Genomic DNA, 16,361 nt, shown 5'->3' with positions numbered 1-16,361 from the left:
GAAACGGAGGTTGTTATATGACTACTATCAAACAGATTTCGGTGTTCCTCGAGAACAAGAGCGGAAGAATAAACGACGTGACCAAGGCATTGGGAAAGGCGGGTATCAACATGCACGCCTTCAGCATGGCCGAAACGACCGATTTCGGAATCCTGCGCCTGATCGTTTCGGACGTGGAACGTGCCGTGGAAGTGCTGCGTGCGGCCAACTTCTCGGTGATACAGACCGATGTGATCTGCATCAGTTGCCCCAACGTGGCCGGATCATTGGCGGTCATTCTGGAACATCTGGCCGAACGGAAGGTTTTCATCGAATACATGTATGCCTTCGCCCAGGGCGACAAGGCCAACGTGGTGATCCGTCCTACCGACCTCCAGGCCTGCCTGGAAGTGCTGGAAGAAAACAAATGTGATGTACTGACAGGGCAAAACCTGTAGACGGCCTATACCATTGCGACGTATGAAGAACGTAATACTTGTTTCCGTACTTTTCCTGCTCTTTATCTCCGGCGGATGCCGCGAGCGGAGCTACCATTATCCGCCAATGATGGAACGTGCCATCGGGCTGACCGAATCCAATCCAGAACGTGCACTGGCATGCCTGGACTCGTTTGAGCTCTCATCGCCCGTACTGGACGAAGAAGCAAGGATGTACTGCCACCTGCTCCGCATCAAGGCCGAAGACAAGCTTTACGTACTTCATACTTCCGACACCCTTATCAACCGCATCGTACGCTTCTACGAAGGCTGGGGCGACGACCGACGCCTGGCGGAAGCTATTTACTACTTGGGAGGCGTGTACCGAGACTGCAACGACCCGTCACGTGCCATCCGTACATACCTGCGTGCCGCCGAAGTGGGATGCGAACACGATACGCTGAACGGACGTATCTACGGGCAACTGGCGGTCCTGTATGCTTATCAAAAAGCATACCATGAAAGCATGAAAGCTTTACGGCAGGCATTGGTATATAACATAAAATGCGATGATTATCTGGGAATTGCCTACAGCTGGAGAGATATGGCACGAATATTCGACCGGCAGTACAGTCCGGACAGCGCAGAAGTGTATTACAGCAAGGCATATAACCTGATGAAAGAAAAAGGATTCACCAGACCGGCATACGGTGTACTGAGCGAATGGGCCGACTTCAAATATGGAAACGGCAGAACAGAGCAGGCAAAAGACATGGCATACGAAGTGCTGGAACACCGTTTCAGTTCATTGTCAGCACTTACACTTGCCAAATCTTACCAGGCTGAAAACCGTCCGGATTCTGCCGAAGCATATTGTCGCAAAGCATTACAGGGAACCGACATTTACCATCACCGCACAGCCTATGGCATATTGAAGGAAATAGCACTCTCACAAGGCAAACAGGAAGATGCACACCGTTACGCCCGCTGCTATCGGGAGGTGTCCGACTCCATCAGCAGAATGACACGTACAGAAGCGACAGTACGCATCAATCACGAGGCAGAAAAACTTGATCTGCTCTCGCACATGAAAAGGCTACGGTATATACTGGCGCTGGCACTAATTATACTGGTGGCAGGAATGATTTACATGGGCAGGAATACCCATATTTTCCGCAAGAAGCGGCAACCGGGTAAAGGACCTGCCCTCGAAGAGAATCCGCAAGTGTCAACGCCCGAGCAAAAGCGGACGTTGGAGGAACGGCTGGAAGCTTTTCATCAATCTGCCATTTATCTTCATTTTTGCCAGGTTACCCAAAGCCGGGAGCTGAGTGAAGAAAATTGGCGGCAACTGGCCAATGCTTTAAACCAAGTGTACCCCACATTTATACCCAGACTATACAGCCTGAATCCTAAATTGACCGAATTGGAACTCCGTACCTGTTGCCTGATTAAAATCGGGATATCGACCAATAGGATATCAGCACTTATCGCCCACTCTCCTTCTGCCGTCAATTCGATACTGACCCGTTTGTATCATAAAATGACAGGAGAAAAGACAAACATGTCTGTAGCCAGGGAGTTTTTGAAACGTCTGGAATGATATTTCCTGTATAAAGGAGTGGATTTTTTGTTCAATTAATGTGGATTTTTTAGTTAAATTCATTCTATAAGCATTCGTTCGCACCCCTCTTTTCAACAGCTTAAACAACTGGTTATCAAACCGATTTCATAATGCGTAAAAAATACGTAATCGTTTTTCACCCTCCAATATGCATTTCCTATACTTTTGTCGGTGAATAAAACATTTGTCATTGCCAGCCAATTCACCAAGTAAAAGAATTATCAGAACTGAATGTTGAGGAATTGGAAGAACGTCTGGAAACAGACCTGTTGGCAACCGGTGGACCGTTAGGTTCAGCATCATCTTCTGATTCCACGCTTCTGTCTACGAATGTCACTGGTTGTGATAAGACTTGTAATGGCTTTCAGATTGGATAATTGGGTAGTGATAGAAATCTAAATTTATTGATAAGGAAGGTGTGTACAAAAAAGTGGCTATTGTAACACTTGTTATGCACATCCTCATTTTATTTCTTGAATTTGATGAAAGTATTTTGTACAATTTTTGTTTGTTTGTTGTGGGGAATGTCTCTTGGGGCACAAGTAAAAATAGATGGAAGTCTATATTCGCAAGAGAATGAAGCTTTACCTTATGCGAATGTACGTTTGCTGCATATCGACTCCACTTTTGTGTCGGGTACCATAACTGATAGTTTGGGGTATTATTATCTTGATCAAGTACCTTCTAATGATTATCTGCTTGCTTTCAGTACAATCGGCTATAAGTCGAAAGTGATTCCCGTAACCGTAAGAAACGCAGATGTGACGGTTCCTATGGTTACGTTGGAAAGTGATAATGTAATGTTGGGAGAGATTGTAGTTAAAGGCAGCTCGTTCATTCGTCAGAAAGACAGGGTTTTGATTATTCCTGATAAGCAACAAGTCAAGCATGCGAATACCGGTTATGACCTGCTTTACAACCTGATGATTCCTGATATTGAGGTAAACCGAAAGAATGGAGAAGTATCGAATGCTTTGGGAACGGTGACTTTGTATATCAATGGGGAAGAAGCCAATTATCGGGACGTGCAAAGCCTCCGTCCGCGCGATATAGAAAAGGTGGAATATTTCGATGTGCCTACCGGACGTTATTCGGGTGATGTTGCCGCTATCAATTACATTACGAAGCAATACCGTTCGGGCGGATACGTATCATTGGACGGACAACAGACCGTCGGCTATTTGAACGGGGATTACAATGTGAGTGCCAAAGTATCGCACGGAAATACCAGCTATACGTTATGGGGCGGATATGCGATGAAGAAATACGAGGATGACCGTACCGAAAAACATGAAAGCATTTTCTTTCCCGATTATGAAATAGACAGGGAACATACAACCTCCGCCTCACGCTATAAGAATAACCAACAGTATGCGCAATTTAAAGTAAGTAATGTAACGAAGAAGCATAACCTTTCGGCACAAGTGGCCTTTGTGCGTGATGATACTCCTGAAAACGGGAGCGAAACCTTGTTGGCTTATTCGGGATATTATAACCGTCAGGTTTCTTCTGCTGATACTAAAGACGAGAACAACTTAAAGCCTTCTTTACGGCTTTATGGAAACTTTGAGTTGCCTAAAGGACAAAACTTGGAATTTACACTCAAAGGTTCGTATGGACGGAATGCTTATACCCGTACCTATCAAGAAGCGGACGAAACATCATTGAGTGATGTAAACGAAGATTTATATTCCTTTAATTTCTTCGGGAAATACAACCTCCCGCTCCGCCACAACAATTCTTTCGGCGTTGATTTCCGGCATATCCATGACATTACCTCTTCGGATTATAAAGGGGATTATGATTCTTGGCAACATTTATGGATGAGTGAGACCATGCTGCACGTAAGTTATAACCAACGTTTGGGTGAGAAGTTTAGTCTGAATTTCCGTCCGGGGGTCTCTATGGTCAATTATAAATTGCACGGAACGGATGCGCAACGACATTGGTCCATGCGCTTGCGTTCCCAGTTTGTATATCATATAAGCAAGCAACAGCAATTATCTTTAGGAGTAAACTTATCAAATGAACAAGCAGATATTAGTTATATAAATAATGTGGATCAGGCAGTAGATTTTATTCAAGTAAAAAGAGGCAATCCATATTTGGATAATACTAAATATTACGATATTGGGATTATCTATAATTTGCAAATAAATCGTTTTAATGCACAAGCAATAGTAGCTTGTAATTATGCGGATAATAATATCCGTACGCATTATTATATAGAAGAGGATAAGCTTGTTTCCAGTTTCCTTTCCAATTCGAACGCTTATAATTTAGGTGCCAGACTTGCACTCTCCTATAAGTTTTCAGATCATCTACATGCTAAATTTACAGGGCAATATGTAAACGTCCATGTAACGAACCTTTCCATGAATCAAAACGGTTTTCTTGGGATATTAGATGTAAACTATTTCTTAAAAGATTTTGCATTGAATGTTTACGGACGTACCGCATCCAGCCAGTTGGATATGAATTCATTGGTAACAGTAAAGGAACCGGCTTCTTATGGTGCATCCGTAAGCTGGAGCCACAAAGGCTGGTACTTGGAAGCCGGTACGGAAAACCCGTTTACGAAACATGTCCGCTATAAGGAACATGCGGATTACGGCGTTTACAAGTATAGCCAAGTACGGACCAGCCGCATCAACCAGCAAACGGGATATGTGAAGGTGGCTTATACCTTCGATTTTGGTCGCAAGACTTCACGCGACAAGAACGATGTAGACCGCACCATCAACTCGGCTATCATGAAAGTCAACTAACCCTAATCCGCAATGGAACATAATAGACAGATACATATCATCGGAAACATGTACGCCTTCGCCCAGGGCGACAAGGCCAACGTGGTGATCCGTCCTACCGACCTCCAGGCCTGCCTGGAAGTGCTGGAAGAAAACAAATGTGATGTACTGACAGGACAAAACCTGTAGAGACCCGTATCCGGACGTATGGAATGGACGGACCATCACGGACATCCGTACTACCTGAGTGCAGGCCGAACTGGCATACGGACATAGAAATACTCATTTACCTGTACTCATACAACTTCACATGCAGGATGCTGAAATCGTCTACCCCTATCCTTACGTGCCTTCCCTGATGGTCCTGGTCACCGTTCAGGCGGCGGACGTATTCCAGATTTCCCTCTTTACCGACGCTGACTTCATCGACCGAGCCGATGCCGATGCGCCGGCCTCCGTTCCATGTCTCCACCCCGGAAGCGTTTCCGCCGGCGGCCACGAAACCGTCCTCACCCAACTTCTGCTGTACCAGGCCGGCCAGCTCTCCGGGGTTCTTGAACTCGATGACGATGCCGCTTCCGGCCACAATAAACTCATTGCGGGCAAGCCTGATGACCAGTCCTCCCCCTTCGGGCCACGGGCTCCCGTCGGTGGCACGCGGATCCCACGGAAGGGTGAAGAAATGCTTGCACACCAGCGTCATCCCGTCCCAGTCTATGCGCTGCTCCTTGTTGACCCCATCGAACAGGAGTCCTTTCATCATCCCTTTCCCCTGGTAACGGACAATGAGGGGCATCAGCTCCTCCAGCTTCGCGTAGCCTTTGGTGAGCCTGTAGCTCCCGTCGTCGGGGGCGTCCTCGATAGAGAACGGACTGAACCCGATGGCGTCATGCTGCCCGAACACATAGAAGGCCCTGACGGCATCGTCGGGCTCCAGCTTTATTTCAGGAATGAAAAGCGGATTGTTGGGCAACTTGTATCTTGACACCCAGTCGGTGAAACCCTTGTCGTACAGGTCGGGCGCCAACAGGTCGATACCCGGAGCGGCACAATGCCATATATCGATGAGATGTGCCAGCGGTCCGGCCGACGGATATTCGCCCGGCTTCCGGTTGCGGCTGTTCATGGCGGCATTCACATACATGGGCAGGTTATACACCTCCCTCCCCTTCCGGATCATCTTCTCTACGTACGAGGCATAGTGCCATGCCATGAATACCTCGTCGGTATAGATGTCGCGGCCGAACACCTCCTGCCAGGTGCCCCGCACCTTCCCTCCGGCCTTCTCCCATTTCTCCGCAAGCCAGGGGTGCAAGGTCTTACGGTTTTCGTCCAGGAATTTCCCCAGGCGGTCCGGGATGGCCGAGCGGAACAGCTTGTCGGCCGTTTCCGAATGGTCTCTGGCACTCTCCAGCATCCCGATTTCATTCTCCACCTGTATCATGATGACGGTATTCTCCTTCTCGTCGGTCTGCCTGATATGCTCCAGAAGCTTCACGAAAGCCTTCGAGTCGGCCTCGAATACGTTCTCCGAAAACGGACTGGCTATTTCCAGCGGCTTTCCTGCCTCGGTATAGCACCGGGGATATTTCCTGTAGTCGGCCTTGAACCATAGCGGGGCATAGCAGCTCATGGAATTCTTCCAGGCACCGAACCAGAGGAACACAACCTTCATGCCGTGCTGCCGGGCCTCATGGATGGTCTTGTCTATCAGGGAAAAATCGAACGTCCCTTCTTCGGGCTCTATCAGGTCCCAGTATGCGGGCACCAGTACGGTATTCAGTCCGATACGTTCCAGGCGGGGGAAGATACGTTCAATGTCGCCGGCCGAAGACGCCGAAGAATTTCCCAGCTCACCGGCCAGAAGAAGCATGGGCCGGCCGTTCACTACCAGTTGCGTGGCCGTTCCCTGTCTTTTCCAGTGAGGGAGGTCCTGCGCCCGCAACGTTCCCGCCACAAGAAGCAGGAAAGCAATCAATAAGACTTGTGTTTTCATCCGATCAGGATTTTAAGTGTCAGTACTAAGGTTTCATGCGTTACGTCAGAAGGTCAGTGACGCATAGATGCCGAACTTGTCATCGCCGAACACCGCCGGCGACAGGGCCAGGTCGAGCTTCCGCGCAAACGGACGGGTGTAGATGTAGCTGCATCCGATGCCGATGGCCGCCCCGCCCAGCACATCCCAGCAATCGTGCTTGCGGGCGAACACACGCCCCCACGCCACATAGGTGGAGACCACATAGGCCGGAAGACCGTATTTCCATCCGTACCTGCGCTGGATGAAGGACGCACCCTGAAAGGCTACGGCCGTGTGGTTGGACGGGAACGAATGGTCGTCGCTCCCGTCGGGCCGTTCCTTGCTCACCGTGTATTTGATGAGCAATGTAGTGGCCAGGCTGGTGGCGGCCCCCAAAGCCAGTTGCCCGGTACCCTTGTAGTCCTTGAGCACAAGCGTGGCCGCCAGGCCGGCGGCCGAAGGGGCGAACATAAGTACATCGGTAGATTTCTCTACCGCCTTGCGGGGTTGTGCCTGCAAGGTTGCGCTCCAGACACAAAAAACCGTCAGAACAAAAAATGCGACCGATCTAACCATAAACGTAACTAGCTATCGGTCGCAAAAATAATTCCAAATATGATTCCGTGCAAATCTATCTGTGCAAATCTATCTGTGCAAACCGGGATGCGTCATTCCGGATTGTTCCCCTGTTTTTCCATCCGGGCCTGCTCATAGGCTTCCATCTGGGCACGGCTCTTGCTCTGGGTAACCAGGAACACACCCGAGAAGATGGCGGCAACGGCTATCCCCTTCAGTATTCCGAACGACTCCATACCCCAGCATACGGCTACATAGCATGTGGCTACCACGGGCTGTACGTAACAATACATGCTCACTACGGTAGGACGCAGGTTGCGTTGGGCAACCGGAACCAGCAGATAGCTCAGATAAGTGGCGCCCACCACCACGAAGGCAACCGCTCCCCATACCGTCACGGAAACCGATGCCCAGTCGAGGGCGGCCAGCTCGGTATAAGAGAAAGGAATGATGCAGATGGAGGTATAGGTAAACATCCATTTCATCAGGGTAACGGGCGAATAGCGGCTGATGAGTCCCTTGAACATGACCAGATAGACCGCAAAGCATACCTCGGCCGAAATGCATATCACATCGCCCCAGATATTCCCTTCCTGCGCATTGCCGCTCGACACGTTGCTACTGCTCAGAATCAGCATCAGGGCGCCGCACGCACCCAGGAATACACCCAGAATCTTCTTGGCCGTTACCGGCTCCTTCAGGTAATAGGCGGCTATGATCATGGTAAGTATAGGGGTACTGGTGGTAATGATGGAGGCGTCGACCGGCGAGGTCATTCCCAAGCCCACCGTAAACAGCCCCTGGTTGAATACTACCCCGAACAAGGCGGCAAAGAAGAGTTTCAACAGGTCTTTGTGGGGCACATGCTCCTGCTTGGTAAACAGAGAAGTGATCCAGAACAGGATTGCGGCGAACACAACCCGGAAATCGACCATCAGAATTGGGGTGACGGCACTGCCCAGGAACACGAATTTAGTGACCGGCGACATCAGACCCCAGATAACATTGGCTGTAAGCATGGCTCCATGCCCTTTAATTTCATTTGCTTTCATAATGAACGACTGATACTTAATTTTTTCGGAGCGCAAAACTACATGAATAAGAAGGGAAGATTTTGTATTTATCGACCATTTTTTTGTATTTTCACGCCATGAAAAAAGAAAACCTGTTCCATACCTGCGAAATACTGGTCCGCGAATACGACCACTTCCCCATCGAGGAGCATGAACATTCCTTTTTCGAGCTGGGCTATATACTGGAAGGAAAGGGGATATTCAGCACCGAACAGGAGGAGTACGGCTTTGAAGGCAACTCGTTCTTCATCGTCAGGCCGCACGTAACCCACCGCTACCGGCTGGACACGCACAGCAAATTCATCTACCTCCGCTTCAACGACGCGTACCTGGACCGCTATTTCACGCCCTACGACAAGGATATACTCTACTCGTTCCCGTCGGCGTGCGTTTCGGGCCTTCCCGAAAAGGACACGCGCCTCATACGCCTCAACATGGAATGTATCGCCTCGGAGTATACCGCCGACGCCTTCTACAACATCCGGCTGGGAGAATGGTGGACAAGCAGCATCCTGTACATCTGCCTGCGCAACATGAAGCATCACCTGGCCGAAAACAGGAGCGCGCTCGAGCAGGACAACCGCCTCATGACCATACTCCAGTACATCCAGGCGAACCTGGGCCGGCCCAACCTCCTGCGGAGCAACGAACTGAGCCGGAAGTTCAACCTCTCGGCCAACTACATCGGCAAATACTTCCACGCGCACTTCGGCCTGAGCCTCCAGGACTACATCATGCAATCGAGGCTGCTGGCCGTAGACAACCTGCTGGCCCATACCGACATCCGCATCAACGAAATAGCCCTGCGGCTGGGCTTTACCGACGAGAGCCACCTTACCCGCACCTTCAAGCGGTACCGGAACATCACCCCCCTGAAATACCGGTTGCAGGCATACAAAAAAATACCCGGAAAAACGGCCGAAAGCCGCAATCCCGGGTAAAAAACTTGATTATATTAAGTTACCTTGTCTGTCCGTTACTCATTCAGCTCCAATTTCCGCGATCGGTCGTCGGGTCCCTTGGCATGCTTGATCTCTTCCAGGCGCATATCAAATATGAGGGTGGAATATGACGGAATGTTCGTCGAGGAAGAAGAGCCGTAAGCCATTCCCTGCGGAACGTACAGCTCTACATGTTCGCCTTCACGCATGTGCCACAACATGGTAGACCAGCCGGTAATCACTCCGCCCACGGTAAATTCGGCGGGAACGGACACCCGTTCGTCCCAATCGCCCGAATAGCTCTGGTCGAATACCGTCCCGTCTATGAGCCGGCCACGGTAGTGCACCACCACCGTATCCTTGTCCGACTGGGGATAAGCGCCCAGCTCCGTCACCTCCCCTTCCTTGTAGGGCAGGATCTTTGCGTAGACGTAATCCGAGTTGGCCCATGCGATACCGGAACCTATCCCTCCCACATTCTGGTTCTGCAACTTGTAGTTCAGGTACATCCCCCAGCTTTCGCCGGCAGGCGGATTCTTGGCCACACCCGCTATGGAATCAATGTAGGCGGCGTTCCGCAAGGCCCATTCACTGTACGGATCGGCCATCGGCGTATCATCATCGTTACAGGATGCAAAGGTACAGCACAAAACCGCCAGAGCTCCTATAAACCAAAAAATGTTCCTCTTCATTATACTTTATTATCAATTATTGCAAAGTCTTCAACAGGCTGGTGATGCTCACCTTGTCGGCAATGATGTTGTTCAGTTCCGAAACAGGCACACGTTCCTGTTCCATGGTATCACGGTTACGCAACGTAACGCAATTGTCTTCCAGAGTCTGGTGGTCTACCGTAACACAATACGGAGTACCTATGGCATCCTGGCGGCGGTAACGCTTGCCGATAGAATCCTTCTCGTCATACTGGCAATGGAAGTGGAACTTCAGGTCGTTCATGATCTCGCGGGCCTTTTCGGGCAGTCCGTCCTTCTTTACCAGCGGCAGGATGGCCAGTTTTACCGGAGCCAGTGCGGCAGGCAACTTCAGAACCACACGGGTTTCGCCGTTTTCCAGCTTCTCTTCACAATACGAAGCGCTCATCACGCTCAGGAACATACGGTCTACACCGATGGATGTCTCGATGACATACGGAGTATAGGATTCGTTGATTTCCGGATCGAAATACTTGATGCTCTTGCCCGAGTACTTCTCGTGCTGGCTCAGGTCGAAGTTGGTACGGCTATGGATACCTTCCACTTCCTTGAATCCGAACGGCATCAGGAACTCGATGTCGGTAGCGGCGTTGGCGTAGTGAGCCAGTTTCTCGTGGTCGTGGAAACGGTAGTGGTCATCGCCGAAGCCCAGCGCCTTGTGCCATTTCAGGCGGATCTGTTTCCATTTCTGGAACCATTCAAGCTCGGTACCCGGCTTTACGAAGAACTGCATTTCCATCTGTTCGAACTCACGCATACGGAAGATGAACTGACGGGCCACGATCTCGTTACGGAAAGCCTTACCTATCTGTGCGATACCGAACGGAATCTTCATACGGCCGGTCTTCTGCACGTTCAGGTAGTTCACGAAAATACCCTGAGCCGTTTCCGGACGGAGGTATACCTTCATGGAACCTTCGGCGGTAGAACCCATTTCGGTAGAGAACATCAGGTTGAACTGGCGTACTTCGGTCCAGTTCTTCGTGCCCGAGATAGGGCATACTATATCTTCGTCCAGAATGATCTGGCGCAATTCATTCAAATCGGGTCCGGCGTTCATGGCCTTCGTATAGCGTTCGTGCAAGGCGTCACGCTTGGCCTGGTGCTCCAGCACGCGCGGGTTTGTGCTGCGGAACTGGGCTTCATCGAAGGCGTCGCCGAATTTCTTGGCGGCCTTGGCCACTTCCTTGTTGATCTTTTCGTCGTACTTGGCAATCTGGTCTTCAATCAGCACATCGGCACGGTAACGTTTCTTCGAGTCACGGTTGTCGATAAGCGGGTCATTGAACGCGTCAACGTGTCCCGAAGCCTTCCAGATGGTAGGATGCATGAAAATGGCAGAATCGATTCCCACAATATTCTCGTGCAGCAATACCATGCTCTGCCACCAGTACTGCTTGATGTTATTCTTCAGTTCCACTCCCATCTGTCCGTAGTCATAAACGGCTCCCAGACCGTCATAGATTTCACTTGACGGGAACACAAAACCATACTCTTTACAATGCGAAACAAGTTTCTTGAAAACGTCTTCTTGTGCCATTTTTCTTTGTTATTTGGATTTCTTACTTTTTTATCTTCACATAAACAGGTCACAAAGATAGGTATTTATAAATAAAAAAGAATAATCGGTATATTAATTTATCTTATGCCGGCATAAACTATAGCCTATTATGCCGAGATAAGATAACCAAAAGCCCATTATGCCGGCATAAACTACGGCCCACATGCAAAATTTAATTAAAGGAAAACCCCTACGCCCCACATTCTGGAAACTTTTCTGTAATTTTACACGATTTTTTGAATACAGACGTATGAGCATGGCACATCCGACAACCGATAAATTTACCCGAATGACCACCACTCCGGTACCGCGCCTCATCTGTTCGCTGGCCGTACCTACCATCATCAGCATGCTGGTCACTTCATTCTATGTAATGGCAGACACCTATTTCGTGGGAAAGATCAATACCCAGTCGACCGCCGCCGTAGGTATTTCCTTCTCCATCATGGCAATCATCCAGGCCATAGGCTTCTTCTTCGGGCACGGCTCGGGCAACTTCATTTCACGCAAGCTGGGAGCCCAGGATTACGGCAGCGCCGAAAAGATGGCCTCTACGGGATTCTTCTGCGCCTTCTTCTCGGGCATCGTCATTACCGTAACCTGCCTGCTGCTGCTCACCCCCATCTGCAAGCTGCTGGGTTCCACCCCCACCATACTTCCGTATGCCGAGACCTACCTGGGCATCATCCTGCTGGGAGCGCCGTTCATGACCTCCTCGCTGGTGCTCAACAACCAGATGCGTTTCCAGGGAAACGCGGTCTACGCCATGGTAGGAATCACCATAGGGGCCGTACTGAACATCGGGCTCGACCCGCTTCTGATCTTCGTTTTCGACATGGGCATAGCCGGAGCCGCCTACTCTACCCTGATAAGCCAGATATGCAGCTTCGTGGTGCTGATGCTGATGGACCGGAAGGGTGAAAACATCCGCATCCATTACAGGAACTTCACCCCCACGCTTCCCTTCCTGAAGGAAATAGTGTACGGAGGAAGCCCCTCCATCTTCCGCCAGGGACTGGCCAGCGTAGCCACCATCCTCCTGAACGTATCGGCCGGAGCCTACGGCGACGCCGCCATAGCCGGTATGTCTATCGTAACCCGCATCTGCATGTTCATCAACTCGTTCGTGATCGGTTTCGGACAAGGGTTCCAGCCGGTATGCGGCTTCAACTACGGGGCCGGACTCTTCAGGCGGGTACGCGCCGGATTCTTCTTCTGCGTGAAATCGGGGGTAGTATTCCTGCTGGTATGCTCCATCGTAGGATACATCTTTGCGCCCGAAGTGGTGACATGGTTCCGCAAAGAAGACCCGCTGGTAATAGCTACCGGAGCACGCGCCCTGCGCTGGCAGCTCATCACCCTCCCGCTGGGCACCTTCGTCATCCTCTCGAACATGCTGCTCCAGACCATACGCAAGCCGGTACGGGCCGTAACCATGTCGGCGGCACGCCAGGGCCTCTTCTTCATACCGGCCATCATGATCCTGCCCTATTTCCTGGGTCTGCAAGGGGTGGAAATGGCACAGGCCGTGTCCGACCTCTGTTCGTTCCTGATGGCCATCCCGCTCACCGTACCTGTACTGAACGAAATGAAAAGAAAAGGATAGAGGAACATTCCTCCATCCTTACACTTTTTTACCGGTATATTTACCTTTTACCCGGTATACTTATACTTTTACCGGTATACTTACTACCTTTTGCTAGTATTCTTACCTTTTACCGGTATACTTAATACTTTTTTACCCGTTTACCGGATGGTAATCCATACCCCCTCACCTTCGGGGCGTTCCGCCAGCTTGCGCACGATGCGCCTCTCCCACAGGCGGGAGTCCGTAACCCGTCCCTTCACCGTATTCAGTCCCGGCAGGATGCACCCGGCCGTATCCTGCGCCGAGTTTCCCGCATGGATGCGTATCCCCTCGAACATGGGCACGTGAAGCAACAGGGGCAGCCACCGCCCGAAACGGGGGCTCAACGTCACCGCCACCGCATACCGCCCTTCGGGGATGGCGGTCCGGCCCGCCACCTTACGGCCCGGTCTTCCCCAGCCTACATCCCTCCACGTAGGTTCCAGCGTATCACAGAAGTAAGTGCCGTCTATCTCCAGCCGGCCAATGGTATAGGCAGGCCGTTTCGCTATTCTGGTAAGAGTCATTTCCATTATTTTATCCTTTTAGTCAGTAAGAGTCATTTTATCTTTTGGCAAGAGCCATTTATCATTTTAGCAAGAGTCATTCCATCATATTATCTTTTTATAGACTACGGCCGAGGCATGTAGGCCCTTTATTCCACTTTCATTAACTGTAAGTTTTGTAATGTAATGGCGATGCGTCCATTGCGCCAGCATGTTGCGGGTGCCCGCCGCGTCCATCCCCTGCGAAATCCGCACCTTGACGGCCTCCTCCAGCGTGAACAAATCGGGAAGCATGCCCAGCAGGTTTGTCCGTCTGTACCGCTTCTTCCCCTCATCGGCCATCCGGCACATCGCCTCCTCGATGTCCGCGCCGAAAAAGTCCATCTTGCACCACAGGTCGTATTGCAACGACCACCGGATGAACTCCTCCATCGTCTTGTCCCATTTCATGCCGGAAGCCACATAGAGCACACACGCCTTGAGGTAGGCTATGACGTTGGCCCGGAAACTCAGGTTCTCATACACCCTGCTTTGCGACAGGCGGGCGAAGTCGGCACATTCCTCCTTCAGCTTCCGGGCCAGGCGGAAGGCTTCGGGACATTCCACTTCGCCCGTAGCCCGCGTCAGGTTCTCGATGTAAGGCCGAAGCTCCTCGTCGAAACCCGCGTCATACTCACCGTAGACCGGCATCTCCGCCCCAATCTCCCGCTCGGGGATGGTACAGAAGTTGATGCGCGATACAGGTCCGTCGGTCAGCACCCGGCTGAAGTAGCGTTTCCCCTTCAGAACCGTGGTGGCGGCATTCCAGTTGAAGCGGATGGTAACCTTCTCGGTCACGCTCTGCACCCCCACACGGGTCTGCCCGTAGCGGTTTCCCGGGTCGAACGCCAGGCACATGATCTGGAACTGCTGCTGGCTCCTATTGCTCCCCTTCAACGAGTCGAACTGGTCTATCTCATTCAGCTTCGTATAAAGGAAATGCCCGTCCGCCTCGGCGGTACGCATCACGAAGGCCGGGTTCGTCATGTCCGCGTCAATCTCCTGGATGACCAGTCCCTCGGGGCGCGCACGCCTGTCCTTGTTGGCCCCTTTCGAGCTCACCTCGTTCTTCCATTCCCGCTCCCGGCGCAGGTTCTCCTCGTCGCGGCGGCGGATATCGGCCATGATGCGGTTGATAGGTTCCGAAATGCAGTCCTTCCCGGCTCCCGTGCCCGCCATGAGCACGTTCATCAGGGTAGCCTCATGCAGCACATTGTCGATGTACCTGAAACGTGTACGGTGCAGATGCGCCGCCAGCGAAGGGAACACCGCATGAGCCACGGCAGGCTTGTACACATCCGGCGTGCGGCTCAGCAAGAGGGCGATGAGTGCCGGCAGACGCCTGGGCATGGCCGGCGGTCCGTCACGCTCTTCCTCCTCCGCCGGAGCCCCGTCGACCGTTTCCCGGGCCTTGTCGATGGCCTGCTTCATTTCCTTCGGCGTAGAGTAGAAGCGGGCCGAGCAGGCCGAGTGTACCAGTCCGCGCATCTCCTCCTCCGTCAGGCCGTAGCGGGGCATGATGCGCAGAAGCAGCTCCTCGTCGTTATCGGCTATGTAGCGCAGGTGCGAGGCCAGGCGATGCAGGCGTGTGTTCCGCTCCCCCTTCTGCGGCTCGCCCCCGGTAAGGAGGAACCACTGGCGGATGATTCCGGCGTAGGGAATCCCCTTGAAGGTTAAGGAAGTATCGCCGTAAGCATCCCCATCGGTATGGGGTAAGAAAGCATCACCGCCCTTTTCCGGGGCCTCATCACTAAGATCACTGAGAGGTGTTTCCGCAGGTGCTTTATTTTCCGCAGACGCTTTCCCTTTCGCAGGTAGTTTCCCTTTCGCAAGCTTTTCAGAACTTGCAGGTTCTTCGGGACTTGAAAGTTTTCCGGGACTTGCAGATTCTTCGGGACTTGAAGGATTTTCGTTTTCCGCAGGTTCTTTACTTTCCGCCTCCATGTTTCCGGAACTGAAAAGCCTTTCCTCGTCCAGAAACAGGATATAGTCCCTCGGCACCAGGAACGAGCAACGTGCCAGGTCCTTCACCGCCTCATCATATCCGGCACCTGCCAGCCGTCCGCTCATCCAGCGTTGTGCGGCATCCAGCCCCATGTCTGCACGGGGAATCACAAAGAGCAGGCGCAACCCCTCCGTACTGGGCGTGATGTGCGCCAGCACTACCCCCAATTCGGCTTCCCGTCCGGCCACATGCTCCCGGTAATAACCCCGCGGGTCGTTGATGTGGTCCACATCATACATCGAGAGTCCGCTGGGCACCGCATCGACATTCAGCCTCCGCCCGTTCCTGAACGTGGCGTGCGGGGTGATGACCGGAAGCCTCTTCTTGCGGTCGGCCTTCAGGATATCATAATCCTCCTTACTCATCTCGCCCCGCCGGACGGCCTCGAGCGCATCCTCTATCTCAGCGCACACCTTTGCCACCGATGGCGAGTCTATCGCTTTATAGAACAGCTCGGGGGTACATTCACGCACCACCCGGCTTCTTACATTGTTACCTATTCCAAACATACTTGAT

At 51.7% G+C, this 16,361-nt stretch carries 13 protein-coding genes; 6 read left to right on the top strand and 7 right to left on the bottom strand.

Annotated features, from left to right (window positions below; genetic code table 11):
• Positions 1-17 precede the first annotated feature (17 nt).
• The 4 genes from BQ7489_RS14300 to BQ7489_RS17480 all read left to right on the top strand — a co-directional run bounded on the left by BQ7489_RS14300 (position 18) and on the right by BQ7489_RS17480 (position 4,976).
• Entirely contained in the window at positions 18-437 is a 420-nt protein-coding gene (locus BQ7489_RS14300) for an ACT domain-containing protein (RefSeq protein WP_072531617.1), read from the top strand.
• A gap of 22 nt (positions 438-459) precedes the next feature.
• A complete protein-coding gene (locus BQ7489_RS14295; protein ID WP_083580632.1) occupies positions 460-2,019 on the top strand; it encodes a tetratricopeptide repeat protein in 1,560 nt (519 codons plus the stop codon).
• A gap of 503 nt (positions 2,020-2,522) precedes the next feature.
• Positions 2,523-4,808 carry a TonB-dependent receptor gene (locus BQ7489_RS14290; protein ID WP_072532209.1) on the top strand — a complete coding sequence of 762 codons (2,286 nt, stop codon included), beginning with the start codon at positions 2,523-2,525 and terminating at the stop codon, positions 4,806-4,808.
• A 12-nt stretch (positions 4,809-4,820) separates the two neighbouring features.
• Positions 4,821-4,976, top strand: coding sequence for an ACT domain-containing protein (locus BQ7489_RS17480; RefSeq protein WP_204352756.1), 156 nt, complete (start codon positions 4,821-4,823; stop codon positions 4,974-4,976).
• Positions 4,977-5,073: 97 nt separating this feature from the next.
• Here BQ7489_RS17480 and BQ7489_RS14285 read toward each other — a convergent pair whose 3' ends face one another.
• From BQ7489_RS14285 to BQ7489_RS14275, 3 genes are all read right to left on the bottom strand, one after another.
• Positions 5,074-6,783 (bottom strand): GH35 family beta-galactosidase, encoded by a 1,710-nt coding sequence (locus BQ7489_RS14285; protein ID WP_072531616.1) that lies wholly within the window; start codon positions 6,781-6,783, stop codon positions 5,074-5,076.
• A 45-nt stretch (positions 6,784-6,828) separates the two neighbouring features.
• Positions 6,829-7,380, bottom strand: a complete 552-nt coding sequence (locus tag BQ7489_RS14280; protein ID WP_072531615.1) for a phosphatase PAP2 family protein — start codon at positions 7,378-7,380, stop codon at positions 6,829-6,831.
• A 92-nt stretch (positions 7,381-7,472) separates the two neighbouring features.
• Positions 7,473-8,432, bottom strand: a complete 960-nt coding sequence (locus BQ7489_RS14275; RefSeq protein WP_072531614.1) for a DMT family transporter — start codon at positions 8,430-8,432, stop codon at positions 7,473-7,475.
• A gap of 98 nt (positions 8,433-8,530) precedes the next feature.
• Between BQ7489_RS14275 and BQ7489_RS14270 the strand changes: the two genes are divergently transcribed.
• A complete protein-coding gene (locus BQ7489_RS14270) occupies positions 8,531-9,394 on the top strand; it encodes an AraC family transcriptional regulator (RefSeq protein ID WP_162617817.1) in 864 nt (287 codons plus the stop codon).
• A gap of 35 nt (positions 9,395-9,429) precedes the next feature.
• On the opposite strand, the gene BQ7489_RS14265 is transcribed toward BQ7489_RS14270, so the two are convergent.
• Entirely contained in the window at positions 9,430-10,086 is a 657-nt protein-coding gene (locus tag BQ7489_RS14265; protein ID WP_072531612.1) for a BamJ family beta-barrel-assembly machinery protein, read from the bottom strand.
• Between the two features lie 16 nt (positions 10,087-10,102).
• A complete protein-coding gene (locus BQ7489_RS14260) occupies positions 10,103-11,647 on the bottom strand; it encodes a glycine--tRNA ligase (RefSeq protein ID WP_072531611.1) in 1,545 nt (514 codons plus the stop codon).
• A gap of 277 nt (positions 11,648-11,924) precedes the next feature.
• Here BQ7489_RS14260 and BQ7489_RS14255 point away from each other — a divergent pair, with 277 nt between their 5' ends.
• The gene (locus tag BQ7489_RS14255) at positions 11,925-13,274 is read left to right on the top strand and encodes an MATE family efflux transporter (protein ID WP_394334083.1); all 1,350 of its coding nucleotides are present in this window, start codon (positions 11,925-11,927) and stop codon (positions 13,272-13,274) included.
• Positions 13,275-13,414: 140 nt separating this feature from the next.
• Here the strand turns inward: BQ7489_RS14255 and BQ7489_RS14250 are convergent, their stop codons facing one another.
• Together BQ7489_RS14250 and BQ7489_RS14245 are read right to left on the bottom strand one after the other, a co-directional pair.
• Positions 13,415-13,828, bottom strand: coding sequence for a DUF5675 family protein (locus tag BQ7489_RS14250; protein WP_072531610.1), 414 nt, complete (start codon positions 13,826-13,828; stop codon positions 13,415-13,417).
• Between the two features lie 78 nt (positions 13,829-13,906).
• The gene (locus tag BQ7489_RS14245; protein ID WP_083580630.1) at positions 13,907-16,354 is read right to left on the bottom strand and encodes a BT4734/BF3469 family protein; all 2,448 of its coding nucleotides are present in this window, start codon (positions 16,352-16,354) and stop codon (positions 13,907-13,909) included.
• Between the last annotated feature and the right edge of the window lie 7 nt (positions 16,355-16,361).

It is taken from the genome of Bacteroides ilei (genome assembly GCF_900128495.1).
Taxonomy (GTDB): domain Bacteria; phylum Bacteroidota; class Bacteroidia; order Bacteroidales; family Bacteroidaceae; genus Phocaeicola; species Phocaeicola ilei.
Note: the sequence above shows the minus strand (reverse complement) of the source record. Positions and strands in the feature narration are given on the sequence as shown.

Excerpts from the sequence above, each read along its gene's own strand:
- BQ7489_RS14300 (WP_072531617.1), top strand. The coding sequence starts at position 18 with ATGACTACTATCAAACAGATTTCGGTGTTCCTCGAGAACAAGAGCGGA.
- BQ7489_RS14295 (WP_083580632.1), top strand. The coding sequence starts at position 460 with ATGAAGAACGTAATACTTGTTTCCGTACTTTTCCTGCTCTTTATCTCC.
- BQ7489_RS14290 (WP_072532209.1), top strand. The coding sequence starts at position 2,523 with ATGAAAGTATTTTGTACAATTTTTGTTTGTTTGTTGTGGGGAATGTCT.
- BQ7489_RS17480 (WP_204352756.1), top strand. The coding sequence starts at position 4,821 with ATGGAACATAATAGACAGATACATATCATCGGAAACATGTACGCCTTC.
- BQ7489_RS14285 (WP_072531616.1), bottom strand. The coding sequence starts at position 6,783 with ATGAAAACACAAGTCTTATTGATTGCTTTCCTGCTTCTTGTGGCGGGA.
- BQ7489_RS14280 (WP_072531615.1), bottom strand. The coding sequence starts at position 7,380 with ATGGTTAGATCGGTCGCATTTTTTGTTCTGACGGTTTTTTGTGTCTGG.
- BQ7489_RS14275 (WP_072531614.1), bottom strand. The coding sequence starts at position 8,432 with ATGAAAGCAAATGAAATTAAAGGGCATGGAGCCATGCTTACAGCCAAT.
- BQ7489_RS14270 (WP_162617817.1), top strand. The coding sequence starts at position 8,531 with ATGAAAAAAGAAAACCTGTTCCATACCTGCGAAATACTGGTCCGCGAA.
- BQ7489_RS14265 (WP_072531612.1), bottom strand. The coding sequence starts at position 10,086 with ATGAAGAGGAACATTTTTTGGTTTATAGGAGCTCTGGCGGTTTTGTGC.
- BQ7489_RS14260 (WP_072531611.1), bottom strand. The coding sequence starts at position 11,647 with ATGGCACAAGAAGACGTTTTCAAGAAACTTGTTTCGCATTGTAAAGAG.
- BQ7489_RS14255 (WP_394334083.1), top strand. The coding sequence starts at position 11,925 with ATGGCACATCCGACAACCGATAAATTTACCCGAATGACCACCACTCCG.
- BQ7489_RS14250 (WP_072531610.1), bottom strand. The coding sequence starts at position 13,828 with ATGGAAATGACTCTTACCAGAATAGCGAAACGGCCTGCCTATACCATT.
- BQ7489_RS14245 (WP_083580630.1), bottom strand. The coding sequence starts at position 16,354 with ATGTTTGGAATAGGTAACAATGTAAGAAGCCGGGTGGTGCGTGAATGT.